A 14,198-nucleotide genomic window follows, 5' to 3' on the forward strand; every position below is an offset into this window, starting at 1 on the left:
GGGCGGGTGCGCACGGGGGCCGCGGCCGGCCGTCGCCGCCGCACCGGACGAGCAGCCCGGTGACGGGCGGACCGAGCAGGTCCGCCACGGCCCTCGCGGCGCCCCCGCCGGCCGTCGCGCCGGACCGGCCGGCGCAGCCGCCGCCGGCGGCCGGGGAGAGGAGGCCCCCGTCCGGGCCGGCGGCCCACGCGGGAGCCGTCCCGGTCCCGGCTCCGGCGAGCAGGGCCAGGCCGATGCCGGCGGCGCGGACGACGGTGTGTCGGTTCATGAACTGACGAACGACCACGTCCGCGCGCGGATACGGGAGGCCGACGGCGGCGGGGGTACGCGGGCACGCCGTCACCCGGCGGGCGGACGGACCCGGCCGAGTTACCCGGAAGCGGGCGCGCCCCTCACCGGCGGGGAGGGGCCTGGTACCGGCCCCACCTCGCGGGACCGCTCCCGCCGACGGGGTCTTGTCAGGGCATGACAAGTACAGGAGACTCACAGCCGCAGAATGGCACTGTCTGCTCACAAACGCGCAACTGCCGCCCGGTGAAGACGATTTCAGAAACACACCAGGAATCCAGTGAAGATAAAGAGCGTCACCGCCACGGTTCTCCGCGCGTTCGCCGCCGTTGTCGCACCCGCACTGCTCCTCCCCCTGACGCCCGCCCACGCGGAAACGCCCTCCCCGCCCACTCCCGCTTCGCCAACCGCCGCCGCGCGCGCACGACTCGAAGTGTTCGGCCTGGGCCCCCACGGGCACACGCCGGTGCGAGCCGGCGCCCTTGCCGCCGTACGCCTCAGCGGGATGCCTTCAGGTTGGGACAAGGCCACGATCAGAGCCCGGCCCGCCGACCCGAACGATGGCTTGTCCTATCTCTTTCCGAATCAGACGGAAGTTGCCCCGCGCGACGGCCGGGCTACAGAGAGCGCGGACGAATACGGCCGCTATACGACCGACTGTCCAGGGCGGTATGTGGTCACCGCCTATTACCACGACCAACCGGTCGCCAGCACAGAAGTGACCGTGGAGAAAACGCCGTATTCCGACTACGTCCGACGTTTCGATGTCTACCCCCGCTACGTGACCGACCCCACCGACCCGGCAGCCCAAGCGCATCGAGTGCGCCCTGGCGCGGAGGCGGCCGTCTCCCTTGCCGTCGACGACGACGGGGCCGGAACCCTCCAGGCGAAGTCGCCGGCTTTCGAGCACCCGCTGGATCTGCGCATGCACACCAGCGACGACCCGGGGCTCCGGCAGGACGACGAGAACGGGCCCTATGTGTATGCGGGGCATATCCGGTTGCGACGAAATCTTCCCGAGGGCACCTACCCGGTGACGGTGTCCTCGCACGGAGGACGGCAGAGCGTGACGCAGAACCTGATCGTTTCCGCGAAAGCCGAACAGCCGTCGCCTCCGCCTCCCGGCTCTTCCGCGTCGACTGCGTCCGACAGCCGGATCAGCCCCTGGTTGTGGGCCGTCATGGCCGCCGCCTCCGTCGGTCTGGCGGCCATCGTCATCCTCGTCGTCCGCAACCGGCGACACAGGAAGTCCACTACAACCTGACACCTCCTTCCACGAATCCCCCTGAACCGGGGCCCTCCGGTTCAGGAGTCCATTCGGCGCGCCCTTGTTTCTTGTAGGCGCCCACCCCTTGAAGGCTTCTCTGAAAACAGGGAAGTTCACATTCCAAATGAAGAGTGAAACGCATGTCATTGCACGGAGCACGGCTTCGGCGCGCCGTCATGGCCGCGACAGGCCTCGTCGTCCTGGCTGTCAGCCCGGCAACCGCCGCCAACACACCCTCGCCGAACCCACTCGGCGCATCCAACCCGGCACCCTCCATGCGTCCCACGTCCCCTGGCGCCGCCTCCGGAACAGCGGCATCCCCCACCCCGGCCGCCACGCCGCCGGCTCCCCCGAAGCGGAGTGCCTCCCCTGCCCCGACGGACACCGCTCAGGGCAGCGCGGACGGCGACGCGGAGGCGGAGAAGCTGAGACGGTTCTGGACACCGGAGCGCATGGCCTCCGCCACCGACCCCTCGGGGCGGACGCCGACCGGGATTCAAACCCCTCTCAAGCCGAGGCCGGGTCTGGCCACAGAGGACAAGGCGCATCCCTCGGGCGGCATGAAATCAGTCGGCACACTCTTCGGCCTCGGCCAGGACCTCAAGGCCCATTACTGCACGGCCAGCGTGGTCCGGAGCCCGGGACGCAACCTCATCCTGACCGCGGGCCACTGCAGATTCCACAAGAATGTGGCGTTCGTACCCAACTACTCTTCTTCGGCGGTCCAGCCGTACGGAATCTGGCCCGTGAAAACCTGGTTCATCTACGGGCAATACCGGCAAAACGATAAAACCGCCGTCTCCGACCTGGATTTCGCGTTCGCCGGCCTGCAGCCGCTCAAGGGGAAGAACGTGCAGGATGTGGTGGGGGGGTAACACTCTCGGTAGAACCAAGACCTTTTACAACAGTGTCACGATCTTCGGATATCCCATGATTGGCCATAACCGGGCCGACACGGCGGTGAAGTGCTCCACCAAGACGTCGCCGTTGTCGGGGTACAACCAGATGCAGATCGACTGCGCCGGCATGTGGGGTGGTGTCTCGGGAGGACCCTGGTTCTCCAAGCTGAACAGTGACGGGACCGGTGAGATCATCGGCAACGTCGGCGGCTGGAACGGCGGCGGTATAGACAAGAACGATCCTCGGTATCCCCGCATGTACGACCGCATCACCTACAGCCCGATGCACCAGGACTATTTCTTCCGCCTCTACGACGACGCCCAGCACGGCCGCCATCCCGACTACGGCAAGTACCGGCAGCCCCGCCTCCCGTACACCATGGGCGGCGCCGGCACATGGAAGCACGCGAAGCTGATGGCCTCCGGCGACTTCACCGGCCGTGGGCGCAGTGACATGGTCGTGGTGTGGACCGACGGTGAGGTCACCCTCTACAACAGCGACGGCCGGGGCGGTTTCAGCGGCGAGCGGCAACTCCTGGGGAAGAACGCCACCTGGAAGCACGCGGAAGGAATCACCGCCGGTGACTTCACCGGCTCTTCCCAGTTCGACCTGATCGTGCGCTGGTCCGATGGTGAGGTCTCGCTCTACGGCGATGTCGGCGCCAAGGGGTTGAACTGGAACGGCATCACGATGGTCGACAAGAACAAGGAGAAGGACAAGGCCCAGACCTGGAAGCATGCCACCCAGATCACCGCGGGCCGCTTCATCGCCGCCAAGTACGTCACCGACCTGATCGTGCGCTGGTCCGATGGCGAGCTGACCCTCTACACGAACGTCGGCGCGGAGAAGAAGTTCTCGGAGGAGCACAAGCTCAAAGACTCCAACAAGCCCTGGTAGGACGCGACATTGCTGACCGCCGGCGAGTACAGCGGCACCGCCAAGTGGGATCTGCTGGTGCGCTGGAAGGACGGCTCGATCAACAGCTACGTGGGCACCACCACCAGCAGCCTGGGCGCCAGGCACACCGTCCGCGGCGGCGACTTCGGCACCTGGACTCACAGCACCGTGATGACCACCGGCGACTTCACCGGCAACAGCCGCACGGACGACCTCGTCATCCGCTGGTCCGACGGCGAGACCTCCCTCTACGAGGACACCGGCAGCGAACGCCTCGGCAGGGAGCACACCCTCGTCCCCGCGACCGGCTGACGGGACGGCGGGTGGGTGGATCGCGAGTCGCCGATCCGCCCACCCGGAGCGCGTCCGCCGCCCGCCGCGGACAGCCCCGGAGGCGGCGTGAGGTCCGAGCCCGGCGACCTGATACTCCGCTCGGGGAAGGCAGGCCGGCAGGCGGCATTCCGCCTTCGCCGTAGTCCTCGCCCGGGCCCGGCGCCGACCGAGGCGGCGGAGCCTAGTGGCCCGCCGGGCCCCCGTTGTCGCGGCGGTCGAGGGCGCGCTGGAGGGCGGCGGCCGCGTTGACGCGGTCGGTGTCGCGGTCGGCGCGGCGGGTACGGCGGGGCTTGCGGACGGCAGTGGTCTCGGCCATGGGTCACGTCTCCTCTGGAAGAAGTCCTGCGAGGGATGCGAAGAGCCGGAGAAGGGGCGGGGGCCCGGGCGCTCACAGGGGTCACCTGCGCTCGCGCGCCCGGCCGCGTCCGCCGTCGCTCGATGGAGCGGGACGCTCGGCTTCCTCCACGCTAAGCGAGCATTCCCGCGCTGTCGCCGTATTTACTCGGGCTTCCTACTATCTGAGACGGGCCGCGTGCGCGGGCTCACCCGCGCGGGCCCCCGCGCCGGCGCCTCACGGGCCGGGGAAGCCCCGGTCGTACGGTCACCGGGGGCGGGGTCGGTCGGGGTACCGCCCCCGGCGACCGGGTCAGTGAGCGGCCAGGAGGCCGAGCGTGTCGATGACGCGGTTCGAGAAGCCCCACTCGTTGTCGTACCAGGCGACCACCTTGACGTGCCGGCCGTCGACGCGGGTGAGGGCCGAGTCGAAGATCGACGAGGCGGGGTTGCCCACGATGTCGGAGGACACGAGCGGGTCCTCCGAGTACTCCAGGACGCCGGCGAGCGGCCCCTCCGCCGCGGCGCGGTACGCCGCCAGCACGTCCTCGCGGGTCACGTCGCGGGCGACGGTCGTGTTGAGCTCGACGATCGAGCCCACGGGCACCGGCACGCGGATCGAGTCGCCCGACAGCTTGCCGTCGAGTCTCGGCAGCACCAGGCCGATCGCCTTGGCGGCACCGGTCGTGGTCGGCACGATGTTGACGCCGGCGGCCCGGGCGCGGCGGGCGTCGCGGTGCGGGCCGTCCTGGAGGTTCTGCTCCTGCGTGTAGGCGTGCACCGTCGTCATGAACCCGTGCTCGATGCCCGCGAGTTCGTCGAGGACGGCGGCCAGCGGCGCGAGCGCGTTGGTGGTGCAGGAGGCGTTCGAGACGATCGTGTGCGCGGCCGGGTCGTAGGCGTCGGTGTTGACGCCGTACGCGAGCGTGACGTCCGCGCCGTCCGACGGCGCGCTGACGAGGACCTTCTTCGCGCCCGCGGCGAGGTGGGCGCGGGCCGCCTCGGCCGAGGTGAAGCGGCCGGTGGCCTCCAGGACGATGTCGACGCCGAGTTCGGCCCACGGCAGCCGCGCCGGCTCGCGCTCGGCCGTCACCTTGATACGACGGCCGTCGACGACGAGCACGTCCCCGTCGACGGTCACCGGGCGGCCGAGCCGGCCGGCCGTGCTGTCGAACGCGAGCAGCCGCGCGAGCGTGGTCGGCTCGGTCAGGTCGTTGACGGCGACGATCTCCAGGGCGCTGTCGCGCTCCAGCAGCGCGCGCAGCACGTTGCGTCCGATGCGGCCGAACCCGTTGATGGCGATGCGAGTCATAAGTGACGCCCCTTCCGTTCGCCACCAGGCTCACCCGTGCCGGGCGCCGCCGACAGTGGCGGGATCGCCAGGGTTCAAAAGGATCTCGCCATGCGGGCTCGGGGAGGGACCCGGCCGGTCACTCCCCCGGGCGGCCACTCCCCCGGCCGATCATTCCCCCGGCCGGCCATTCCCCCCTGGGCGGTCACTCCCCCTGCGTGAACGTGCGCCGGTATTCGCTCGGCGTGGTGCCGAGGATGCGCTGGAAGTGCAGGCGCAGGTTCGCGCCGGTGCCGAGTCCGACGTCCGCGGCGATCTGTTCGACGCTCCGCTGCGAGCGCTCCAGCAGCTCACGGGCCAGGTCGATGCGGGCGCGCATCACCCACTGCATCGGCGTGTAGCCGGTCTCCTCGACGAAGCGCCGGGAGAACGTGCGCGGCGAGACCTCGGCCTGCCGCGCCAGGATGTCGAGCGTGAGGGGCTCGCCCAGCCGGTGCAGCGCCCACTCGCGGGTGGCCGCGAACCGCTCACCGGACGGCTCGGGGACGCTGCGCGGCACGTACTGCGCCTGGCCGCCGCTGCGGTAGGGGGCCGCGACCAGGCGCCGGGCGGCGTGGTTGGACGCGGCCACCCCGAGGTCGCCGCGCAGGATGTGCAGGCACAGGTCGATCCCGGAGGCGGCCCCGGCCGAGGTGAGCACGCTGCCCTCGTCGACGAACAGCACGTTCTCGTCGACCCGGACGAGCGGATACCGGGACGCGAGCGCCCGCGCGTAGTGCCAGTGCGTCGTGGCCCGCCGGCCGTCCAGCAGGCCCGTCGCGGCGAGCGCGAACGCGCCCGTCGAGATGGCGGCGAGCCGAGCGCCCCGGCCGTGCGCGGCGACCAGCGCGTCGACGACGGCCCGCGGTGGATCCTCGCGGTCGGGGAACCGGTAGCCGGGTACGAAGACGAGGTCCGCCCACGCGAGCGCGTCGAGGCCGTGCGCGACGGCGTACGCGAGGCCGTCGCCGCCGGTCACGAGCCCGGGCGCCGCCCCGCACACCCGCACCTCGTACGGCATGCTCGCGCGGGTCGTGAAGACCTGCGCGGGGATTCCGACGTCGAGCGGCTTCGCGCCGTCGAGTACGAGCACGGCGACGCGCCGCAGACGGGGTTCTGGCACGGGGAGAGGGTACGCGGGGTGAGCTGCCGCGTGGCACGGGCCGTCCGGCGGCCCCCGTTCGGGCCCCCGGCCGGGCCGCGACCGCACGCCACCCCACCCGTTCGGCCGCCCAGCGCGATGTCGCGTCCGCCTTCCCTCGGTGCGCGACCGGGGGTGGGCGCCCGAAGCCCACCGTCCCGGGCACCCGGGACACCCACTCCCGCACATCGTCGAAAGGTGCAGAGATGGCTCCGCACATTGACCGTATCCGGCCCGACGAAGGCAAGGCGGGCCGGAAGTGGGGCACCCTCCAAGGCGACCTCGATGGCTCCACCAAGCTGCTCTGGGGGGACAGGGAAGTCGGCATCGATGAGACGTTCGTCGAGAACTACGGCGACAGCACGGACGTCGACGTCGAGGTTCCTCCCGGCAAGGGAACCGTACAAGTCACCGCCGTCCGCGACGACGGGAAGAGCAACAGCGTGAGCTTCACCTACGTGTGACCCGACGGCCTGCCCGGCGAGCGGTGCGGCTCCTCCGGGAAGGCCGCCCGGGCCGGGGCCACCGGAGGAGTCCGGCGGCCCCGGCCGGTTGTGGTCAGCGAAGGTCGTTCAGACGTCCGCTGATCTGTTCGTGGAGTGCGTGCGGCAGGCGGACGGCCGAGCGCTCGGCCGCCTCGGCGGCCAGGTCCCGGCTCCGGCGCCGACTGTTGCCCGCGGCCGTGCGCACGTCCTGGGCTCGGGCGGCGGCCGTGGTGGAGGCGTAGCGGTGGCGGTCGGCGGCGGGCAGGTCCTGTTCGAGCGCGCGGCTGGGGGTGAGCCAGTGGGCCGTGCTGTCGCGCAGCAGGCGGCACGGTTGGAGCCGCTGGGGCGCGATGACGGTGTGCAACAGGGCGTGGGCACATCTCGCCGCGGGCCAAGACGTGGGCGGGCGAGCATGAGCGTCCGGTTGGTCAGCTCGTCGGTGAGCTGCTGGGCGGTGGTGACGGGCTCGGGCGGCCGGAAGACGGCCGGCCGCCGGGCGGCCCGGGTCAGCCGGCCGGTGCGGTCGAGCAGGACGGCGTCGTCGGGGCGGGGCAGGTGCACCATCCCTTGCCAGGAGGGGACTTCGTCGATGCCGGACCCGGCCGGGGTGAGGTGGAACTCGCCGCGCATCAGATCGTCGAAGACGACGGCGAGAACGCCGTACATGTTGGTGTAGGCAAGTAGGAGCGGTGCGAGCTGTGCCAGAAAGGCGGGGCCGTCGAAATCGGCGGGACGGTCGTCGTCGATGTAGAGGTACGCCTCGATGTCGGAATGGGCGTCGGCCTCGCCCACGGTCCACGAACCGTAGAGCAGTACGCCCTCCAGGCGGACGTCGGCGTGGGCGAGCCGCCGCAGGCGTGCGACGCGGTCGTCCAGGGCGGAGCGGGCAGGGTGAACGGACATGGGGTGTGGTCGTGTCTCCTGAGGTGAGCGTGCGGGCACGCTGACGGAGCCCAGCACCTGCCGGGCGGGTGTCCGTGGGCCATCGCGGCGCACTCAGGAGAAGTCGCCCATGACCGGGACCATAGGAGCCCGCCGAACCCGGGCCCTACCGGGTCGACTTCGGTCGGGCGAGCGCGGGGCGCCGGGTCGGGCCGGACCTGGCCGACGCCGACCGACGGGTGGTCGCCCTCATCGCAGCGTCATCGCAGCCTTTGTCCTCGGTGGTCCTGGGCTGGTCAGGGCGCCTAGGAAGGCGGCCATCTCTTCGACGATCTCGCGGAATCCGCGTGCTCCGCGAGGCGACATCGCTCGGATCACATCGTCGAGAAGGGCACGGCTTCGTGAGGGTTGCCGCAGCAGTAGCAGTGCATGTCGCCGAACTCGTCGTAGTGCCGGAGCTCGCGCTCGGGGCGGTGGACGTAGTCCTTCTACAGGCGCAACGCCGCGCCGGTGTCCCCCGGCCGAAGATAGTTCCGCGTGCGTTCGAGGCGGGTGATTTCGGACAGTGCCCCTGGGAGAGCCCGTCGATGGCCGGCCTTGAGTGCTGTGACTGCCGCCGGTCCGGGATTCCGGCCCGGACGCGTCCTGGCCGGTTACGCGGCATGGACCTTTCGGTTGACGGTCATGCCGCGATGGTGCCACGGTCTGGGACAAGTTTCCCGAACGGGATGAGCTGCTCGGCCCGGGCCCGGCAGTCGTCCCTCCACGGCGGGCGACCGACCGACGACAGTTCGCATCCGCCGAGGGGGATAGCGGGCGCGGTCTCCGGGTAGTGCACCTCCGGTCTTTGCTGGTTCCGAAACTTGAGAAGGCGGTTGAGGCGCATGCAGGCAGAAGTCGGGGATCGCATCCACATCCAGACCCGGGCAGTGGGCATGCAGTCACGGGTCGGCGAGATCATGGAGGTCCGCGGGCCGGATGGAACACCGCCGTACCTGGTCAGGTTCAGCGACGGCCATGAGTCCCTCGTGTACCCAGGGCCCGATTGCGTCATCGAGCAGCGCTCAGCGGAGGACTAGCGCCAGTGTGACGGTGCGCGTGCCCCCAGGGCGGCGCGGTGGGGCGCCGCCCGGTCAGCGCGACATGCCGGGTACGCCGGTGGCGGTCGGCTCGGCTCGGTTACGCGAGGTCCCCGTTGGCGGCTGCCACCGCGGTCACGAAGGCGGACCACGCGGCGCGGGGGACGACGATCGGGGGGCGGTCGGGGGTTTTGGAGTCGCGGATGGGGAGGACGCCGGGGAACTGCTCGGCTACCTCAATGCAAGTTTCGTTGCCCGCGCTGTAGGAGCTCTTGCGCCAGGAAGCTATGGACAGGTCAAAGCGGACGGTGCACACGGATACCTCTCATCAACGACTTTGCGAATCAGCGCCCTTGACGCCTCGGGGTCCAGGGCAGCGGCGCGTAGGTGATCATAGAGGGCGACATGCGCGGTCACGGATGGCCGCCTGGTGATGTAGAGGTCCGGCAGTCGATGGATGGCGGTCCGCCCGTTCGGGAGATCCATGATGCTCATCTCTCCGACGTCTCCCCTGATCCCTACGCTGTCGAACGGCCGAACCCTGACCTCGACGTTCGGGAGGCGTGACGCCTCGATCAAATCGAATAGCTGTCGTCGCATGACGTCGACACCGCCGATGGTCGTGTGGAGCGCGGCCTCGTTGAGAACCGCTTCGAACCGGGGCGGATTCGGCCTCCGCATGATCGCGAGCCTGCGTTCGCGGTGGCGGATCTTCTCTTCCAGCTCGCCGCCGTAAAGCGGAAGGGCTGCTTTGAGAATCGCCCTTGTGTACGCGCCGCTCTGCAACAGAGCCGGAATGAGGCTCGCCGTATGGCGAATGCGCACCGCCCGCTGCTCCGCCTTGAAGACCTTCTGGACCCACACCGCATCGGGGTTGTCGTCGACCTTGTCGCGCAATTCCTCGATACGCCCACGCGCGCCCAGCGCAGCGTCGATGCGGGAAGCAACGTCCCGGCGCGGAACATGCCTGCCGGACTCGAAGTGGGAAATGGCCGTGTTGGAAAGGGCAACCTCATCGCCCAGCTCCGCCTGCTTCCAGCCCTTGGCGATTCGGCACTCCCGGATCGCAGCCCCGAGCTCGATCACGCGCGCCTGATACGGATCAAGTGGCGCAATGGACGCCATAGTTGCATCCCCCAATTGAAGCAGTCGATCACTCAATCCCGAGATGGGACGAGCATAGGGGTCCAGGAGGATACTGGTGACCGGAACCGGGACACGTAACTCCCGTCCCCCGCAGCCGCGTTCGAATCCCCACTGTGATGCCCGCCGTGCGGCATCGCACACACGGGCGAACGAAAGCGTTCGCGCCAACGTGCAGCGGTTCCCGACAGCCGTTCCCCATCGAGGAGACCGACCCTCATGCCCGTCTGGCCAGGTACAGCCATGCCCCGCGGAGAGCGACGCCCATGTCCGACTCTCCGCTCCGAAGCCGAAGCGGAAATCGAAAGCGTCGCCGGACTGATCCTCACCGCGTCCATGCCGCCGCCCTCGGAAATCATGGAGGCGACAGCCGCCGAGCTGCGCCGATTCATCAACGAGTGGGCGCCCTGGATCAAGGCCACCGCACGGGAGTCGCTGCCGGTGGATGATCCGCGCCGGGTCGCCGCCGAGGGGGCCGCCGACGAGGCGACGTACCGGGCCCGGTGCACGGGCCCCGGGGACGGGCTGGAGTCGGCGTTCGGCTACTGCCGGAGCCTGGCGCTGATCACGCGGGAGCTGCTGGGCCACCGGCGGACGCTCGACCGGACGGCCGCGGACCCCGCCGCGTGCGTGCGGGTGACCGCGAGGGCGCTGATCCGCCGTCCCTCCCCCACCAGGGATGAGGAAGAGGACGTGCTCATGGTGTCCCCCGCACACCCCGGCGTGCCCGGCACCAACTTCCGGCTCCCGGGCGGCCCCTCGGCGGCGGGCGAGCACGCGTGGGAGACCATGGCCAGAACCGTCCGGGAGGAGACCGGCCTGGTCGTCCGACCCGCGCGGCTGCTGGTCACGGACTGGGTGCGGGGGGACGGGACGGACACCGGGATCACCTTCGTCTACGCCGTCGCCGGCCTCGACGGCGACGCGGGCGTACGGCTCCCCGAGCGGCCCGACGTGGCCGGTTACGCCTGGGTCCCCGTCCCCGGGCTCGACGAGCGCTGCTCCCCGCACCAGGCGCGCCGGGTCAGGGCGGCCCTGGACGCGGCGCGCGGCGGGACGCCGGCGGAGCTGCGGCTCGGGTCACCCGCGTACGCCGTGGCGGCGTGAGGACCCGGCGCCCCTGAGCCGTGGGCGGAGCTTCACGACGACCTGGCGGCGGCGAAGGCGGTGGCGTGAGCCCGCTTCCCCCGCCGGAAGGCGCCTACGTTTCACGGTCAGGCCGGTCGATACGAGCCGTTTCGGGGTGGGGCGTCCGAGGGTGGTACGAGGCGGAACCGACCCATGGGGCGCGCGGGAGTGTGACGCGGAGCGGACGTACGTGCATGAGGTACGCGCCGACCGCTGGGGCGCGGCCGGAGGAACCGCCCGGGTGGCACGAAAACGCTGATGGGCACCACTCCCCCTTTCGTAGAGGTCGTTGTCGGGGCAATTGTTTACTTGAACAGTGAAACCGCATCACATCGGTGGTCCGGGTATGTGCGGGGACGGATCGGCGCAAAAGCCCGTCGAGCAGCCCTGCCCTGGCTGAGCCCACCACCGGCTCAAGAGCCCCGCCGCGTGCGCCCCATGCTCGCGCCGCTGTCTGCCTGCGGAACCCGCCGGCTCGGCCCTCACACGGACGCCGCCTCGTGCGCGGCCGGGGCGCCGGGCCGCGCCGGCGCCCCCCCCTGCACGTCAACCCGCGACACAAGGACGGTGAGGCATGACCCAGGAATCCGGTACGGCCCTCGCGCATGCCGCGAGCACACCCGTCGCCCCCTACACCCACATCCAGCGCTTCGACCACACCGGCAGCGTTCAGGAGTTCACCGTGCCGCCCGGTGTCACCACGATCGACGCCCGCTGCTGGGGTGGCGGCGGGCGCAAGGAGGGCGACGTCGGGGGTGGGAGCGAGTTCGCCACCGGGGGCGGGGGCGGTTTCGCCGCCGGGACCGTCGCGGTCCAGTCCGGCGAGACGCTGGCGGTCGTGGTCGACCAGGGAGGAGGTGAACGCTACGGCGGTGGCATGAGCGGCCTGTTCAGCCGGCGGCTGGGCCAGACGCTGCTGATCGCCGGCGGCGGCGGTGCGGGCTGGGTGGAGGACGGCGTCACGCTGCGGGGCGGCCCGGGCGGCGGCGCCGGCGGCTCCGACGGCCAGGGGCTTGCGCGCGGCAGCTGGACGGGCACCCCGGCGCGTGGCGCGTCGGGCTCGACCGGCGGAGCCGGCGCTACCACCGTGGGCGGATTCGGAGGGCGCGGCGGCGACACCGGTCAGGACGGGGGCAGCGGCAAGGGCGCAATCACTCCCGGCCGGATGCCGATCCCGGGCATGGGCGGCGGCGGAGGCGCCGGTTACGGCAGCCGTAGCGGCGGGGGCGGCGGCTACGCGGGCGGTGGAGGAGGAGTCTCGGTCGGCACCGCGGCCGACGCCTACCACAGCAGCGCGGGCGGAGGCAGCGGCTTCGTGGGCGGACCCGGTGTCACCGGCGGCCGTACCGTGGCCGGCTCCGGTGGTGAAGCGGGCGGCAAGGACGACCCCCTGTACCAGTCCCCGACCGGAGACGCGGGCCGGCGCGGCCAAGTGGTCCTCCAGTGGACCGAGTTCACTGTGTCCCCCGGCGGCCCGCCCGACGTCACGCTGAAGCGGGGCGGTGCGGTCGGCTACCCGGGCGTACGGGTCGACGGCGACGTGGCCTTCGCCCCCGTACCCGTGACGGTGGCCCTGCCCCCGGGCGGCGGGCTGCTCTTCGGGACGTCGGCCCTCCCCGACCACCAGCTCACCGTCATGGACGCCACCGGGCACACCCGGCAATACCCGGGCACCCCGTCACCGGACGGCACGTCGCTCACGTTCTCCGGCGTGGACCTCGGACTCCCCGGTACCACCGTGATGTGGGTCGGCGTGAGCGCCACCCACGACGCCCCGCTCGGGACCACGAACCTGACCTTCGCCGTGGGCGGGCAGGCCGCCGCGTCGACCCCGGTCGTCGTCGGCCCGGCCTTCACCGTCTCGCCGGGCGGCGGCCCGGTGACCGCGCACCGGGGAGGATCCCCCGTCTACCCGGGCGTCGAGGTCCGCAACGACCACTCGGCGTCCATCCCGCCGCAGGACGTCACCGCGACCCTCCCGGCCGGCCACGACCTGCGGTTCGGTGTCCCGGGGAACCCCGACCACCAGCTGACCGTCATGCGCGCCGACGGACACACGACCGCGCACATGGGGAGCGTTTCCGACGACGGCCAAGCCCTCACGTTCACCGGTATCGACCTGGAAATCCCCGGCGATGGATCACGCTCGGCCCTGTGGGTCTGCGTGAGCGCCGCCGCCGACACCCCGCCCGGCCCCACCAGCGTGCGGTTCACCGTCGGCGACGTCGATGCGCCGTCCACCACCATCGAGGTTCTCTGACTGCGTGTGGGAAATCCCTTCGGGCCGGCGGCGGTTGTGCTGCGGTCGGCCGAAGGGCCGTTCCCGCGGGTCGGGCGGCGTCGCGGTGGAAAGCCGGTGCGCCACAGCGGCGATGGCACCAAGGGGACGGATGTTTCGGCAAGGTGCGCGGGTCATGCGGGCGGCGCGAACGGCGGTGTGACCGGCCGGTAGTGCGGGTCCTGTCCGGAACTTTTTCCCCGCCCGCGCCTTGCCGGAGTGGCTGTCGCCCAATTTGCCCGCCCACGGATGTGGACGCAGCCCTGAAATCATGATTTTCATCGCCGTCAAGCTCACCGTCCGCCCTGAGTACAGCGACTCCTGGATCGAGCGGACCGCCGAGTTCACCGCCGCGACGCGCGCCGAGGAGGGCAATCTCTTCACGGAATGGTTCCGCTCGGTCGACAACCCGAACGAGTACCTGCTCGTGGAGGGCTTCACGGACGAGGAGGCGGGTGCCGTGCATCGCAATTCCGAGCACGTCAGGGTCGGCCTGGAGATGATGAGCAAGCTGATCGCCACGGTCCCGCGGATTCTGCGGGCCGAGACCGAGGGCGAGGGCTGGTCGGAGATGGCGGAACTGTCGCCGAAGACGTGAGCGGCGCGATGAGTGCGCGGTGAGCGCCGTGGGTGCCGTGGGTGCCGTCATCCGTTCGGCGGGACCGAGCCGCCCCTACAGCCCCGCGCAGCGGCCGGCGGGGGGGCCCACCGAGC

General features: G+C 71.1%; 15 protein-coding genes and 1 pseudogene. 9 read left to right on the forward strand and 7 right to left on the reverse strand.

Translation table 11 applies throughout. The features are described from left to right. A pseudogene (locus ACSNOK_RS21135) lies at window positions 1-268 on the reverse strand (hypothetical protein); the annotation flags it as partial. Window positions 269-568: 300 nt separating this feature from the next. Here ACSNOK_RS21135 and ACSNOK_RS21140 point away from each other — a divergent pair. The 4 genes from ACSNOK_RS21140 to ACSNOK_RS21155 all read left to right on the forward strand — a co-directional run bounded on the left by ACSNOK_RS21140 (window position 569) and on the right by ACSNOK_RS21155 (window position 3,664). Then, window positions 569-1,552, forward strand: coding sequence for a hypothetical protein (locus ACSNOK_RS21140; protein WP_436782302.1), 984 nt, complete (start codon window positions 569-571; stop codon window positions 1,550-1,552). Between the two features lie 455 nt (window positions 1,553-2,007). Continuing rightward, window positions 2,008-2,430: a trypsin-like serine peptidase gene (locus tag ACSNOK_RS21145; RefSeq protein WP_436782303.1), complete on the forward strand. Its 423-nt coding sequence runs from the start codon at window positions 2,008-2,010 to the stop codon at window positions 2,428-2,430. A gap of 55 nt (window positions 2,431-2,485) precedes the next feature. Next, window positions 2,486-3,352 carry an FG-GAP-like repeat-containing protein gene (locus ACSNOK_RS21150; protein WP_436782304.1) on the forward strand — a complete coding sequence of 289 codons (867 nt, stop codon included), beginning with the start codon at window positions 2,486-2,488 and terminating at the stop codon, window positions 3,350-3,352. Between the two features lie 9 nt (window positions 3,353-3,361). After that, window positions 3,362-3,664 (forward strand): hypothetical protein, encoded by a 303-nt coding sequence (locus ACSNOK_RS21155; protein WP_436782305.1) that lies wholly within the window; start codon window positions 3,362-3,364, stop codon window positions 3,662-3,664. 202 nt (window positions 3,665-3,866) lie between these two features. Here ACSNOK_RS21155 and ACSNOK_RS21160 read toward each other — a convergent pair whose 3' ends face one another. The 3 genes from ACSNOK_RS21160 to ACSNOK_RS21170 form a co-directional block, all read right to left on the reverse strand. Further along, window positions 3,867-4,001 carry a hypothetical protein gene (locus ACSNOK_RS21160; RefSeq protein ID WP_436782306.1) on the reverse strand — a complete coding sequence of 45 codons (135 nt, stop codon included), beginning with the start codon at window positions 3,999-4,001 and terminating at the stop codon, window positions 3,867-3,869. 330 nt (window positions 4,002-4,331) lie between these two features. Continuing rightward, window positions 4,332-5,330 carry a type I glyceraldehyde-3-phosphate dehydrogenase gene (gene gap / locus ACSNOK_RS21165; RefSeq protein ID WP_436782307.1) on the reverse strand — a complete coding sequence of 333 codons (999 nt, stop codon included), beginning with the start codon at window positions 5,328-5,330 and terminating at the stop codon, window positions 4,332-4,334. A gap of 184 nt (window positions 5,331-5,514) precedes the next feature. Beyond that, window positions 5,515-6,471: a GlxA family transcriptional regulator gene (locus ACSNOK_RS21170; protein WP_436782308.1), complete on the reverse strand. Its 957-nt coding sequence runs from the start codon at window positions 6,469-6,471 to the stop codon at window positions 5,515-5,517. Between the two features lie 224 nt (window positions 6,472-6,695). On the opposite strand from ACSNOK_RS21170, the gene ACSNOK_RS21175 reads away from it, so the two are divergent. After that, window positions 6,696-6,953 (forward strand): hypothetical protein, encoded by a 258-nt coding sequence (locus ACSNOK_RS21175; RefSeq protein ID WP_436782309.1) that lies wholly within the window; start codon window positions 6,696-6,698, stop codon window positions 6,951-6,953. A gap of 94 nt (window positions 6,954-7,047) precedes the next feature. On the opposite strand, the gene ACSNOK_RS21180 is transcribed toward ACSNOK_RS21175, so the two are convergent. Further along, a complete protein-coding gene (locus ACSNOK_RS21180) occupies window positions 7,048-7,773 on the reverse strand; it encodes a hypothetical protein (protein WP_436782310.1) in 726 nt (241 codons plus the stop codon). Between the two features lie 967 nt (window positions 7,774-8,740). Between ACSNOK_RS21180 and ACSNOK_RS21185 the strand changes: the two genes are divergently transcribed. After that, on the forward strand, window positions 8,741-8,935 hold the full coding sequence (locus tag ACSNOK_RS21185) for a DUF1918 domain-containing protein (protein WP_436782311.1): 195 nt from the start codon (window positions 8,741-8,743) through the stop codon (window positions 8,933-8,935). A gap of 100 nt (window positions 8,936-9,035) precedes the next feature. Here the strand turns inward: ACSNOK_RS21185 and ACSNOK_RS21190 are convergent, their stop codons facing one another. Next, window positions 9,036-9,251 carry a DUF397 domain-containing protein gene (locus ACSNOK_RS21190; protein ID WP_436782312.1) on the reverse strand — a complete coding sequence of 72 codons (216 nt, stop codon included), beginning with the start codon at window positions 9,249-9,251 and terminating at the stop codon, window positions 9,036-9,038. Continuing rightward, window positions 9,221-10,060: a helix-turn-helix domain-containing protein gene (locus ACSNOK_RS21195; RefSeq protein WP_436782313.1), complete on the reverse strand. Its 840-nt coding sequence runs from the start codon at window positions 10,058-10,060 to the stop codon at window positions 9,221-9,223. The genes ACSNOK_RS21190 and ACSNOK_RS21195 overlap by 31 nt, the downstream gene beginning before the upstream one ends. 261 nt (window positions 10,061-10,321) lie before the next feature. Here ACSNOK_RS21195 and ACSNOK_RS21200 point away from each other — a divergent pair, with 261 nt between their 5' ends. The 3 genes from ACSNOK_RS21200 to ACSNOK_RS21210 all read left to right on the forward strand — a co-directional run bounded on the left by ACSNOK_RS21200 (window position 10,322) and on the right by ACSNOK_RS21210 (window position 14,082). Beyond that, window positions 10,322-11,185 (forward strand): DUF6415 family natural product biosynthesis protein, encoded by an 864-nt coding sequence (locus ACSNOK_RS21200; RefSeq protein ID WP_436782314.1) that lies wholly within the window; start codon window positions 10,322-10,324, stop codon window positions 11,183-11,185. Window positions 11,186-11,780: 595 nt separating this feature from the next. Beyond that, entirely contained in the window at window positions 11,781-13,466 is a 1,686-nt protein-coding gene (locus ACSNOK_RS21205; RefSeq protein WP_436782315.1) for a hypothetical protein, read from the forward strand. A 289-nt stretch (window positions 13,467-13,755) separates the two neighbouring features. Further along, complete coding sequence (locus ACSNOK_RS21210; protein WP_436782316.1) at window positions 13,756-14,082, forward strand: putative quinol monooxygenase; 327 nt, start codon at window positions 13,756-13,758, stop codon at window positions 14,080-14,082. The last annotated feature ends 116 nt before the right edge of the window (window positions 14,083-14,198 follow it).

Origin of the sequence: Streptomyces sp. URMC 126 (assembly GCF_051386555.1) — a bacterium.
Lineage (GTDB): Bacteria > Actinomycetota > Actinomycetes > Streptomycetales > Streptomycetaceae > Streptomyces.

What these genes read in the sequence shown, in the direction of transcription:
- ACSNOK_RS21145 (WP_436782303.1), top strand. Translation starts at nt 2,008, where the DNA reads ATGGCCTCCGCCACCGACCCCTCGGGGCGGACGCCGACCGGGATTCAA.
- ACSNOK_RS21150 (WP_436782304.1), top strand. Translation starts at nt 2,486, where the DNA reads ATGATTGGCCATAACCGGGCCGACACGGCGGTGAAGTGCTCCACCAAG.
- ACSNOK_RS21185 (WP_436782311.1), top strand. Translation starts at nt 8,741, where the DNA reads ATGCAGGCAGAAGTCGGGGATCGCATCCACATCCAGACCCGGGCAGTG.
- ACSNOK_RS21200 (WP_436782314.1), top strand. Translation starts at nt 10,322, where the DNA reads ATGCCCCGCGGAGAGCGACGCCCATGTCCGACTCTCCGCTCCGAAGCC.
- ACSNOK_RS21195 (WP_436782313.1), bottom strand. Translation starts at nt 10,060, where the DNA reads ATGGCGTCCATTGCGCCACTTGATCCGTATCAGGCGCGCGTGATCGAG.
- ACSNOK_RS21210 (WP_436782316.1), top strand. Translation starts at nt 13,756, where the DNA reads ATGATTTTCATCGCCGTCAAGCTCACCGTCCGCCCTGAGTACAGCGAC.
- gap (WP_436782307.1), bottom strand. Translation starts at nt 5,330, where the DNA reads ATGACTCGCATCGCCATCAACGGGTTCGGCCGCATCGGACGCAACGTG.
- ACSNOK_RS21175 (WP_436782309.1), top strand. Translation starts at nt 6,696, where the DNA reads ATGGCTCCGCACATTGACCGTATCCGGCCCGACGAAGGCAAGGCGGGC.
- ACSNOK_RS21160 (WP_436782306.1), bottom strand. Translation starts at nt 4,001, where the DNA reads ATGGCCGAGACCACTGCCGTCCGCAAGCCCCGCCGTACCCGCCGCGCC.
- ACSNOK_RS21205 (WP_436782315.1), top strand. Translation starts at nt 11,781, where the DNA reads ATGACCCAGGAATCCGGTACGGCCCTCGCGCATGCCGCGAGCACACCC.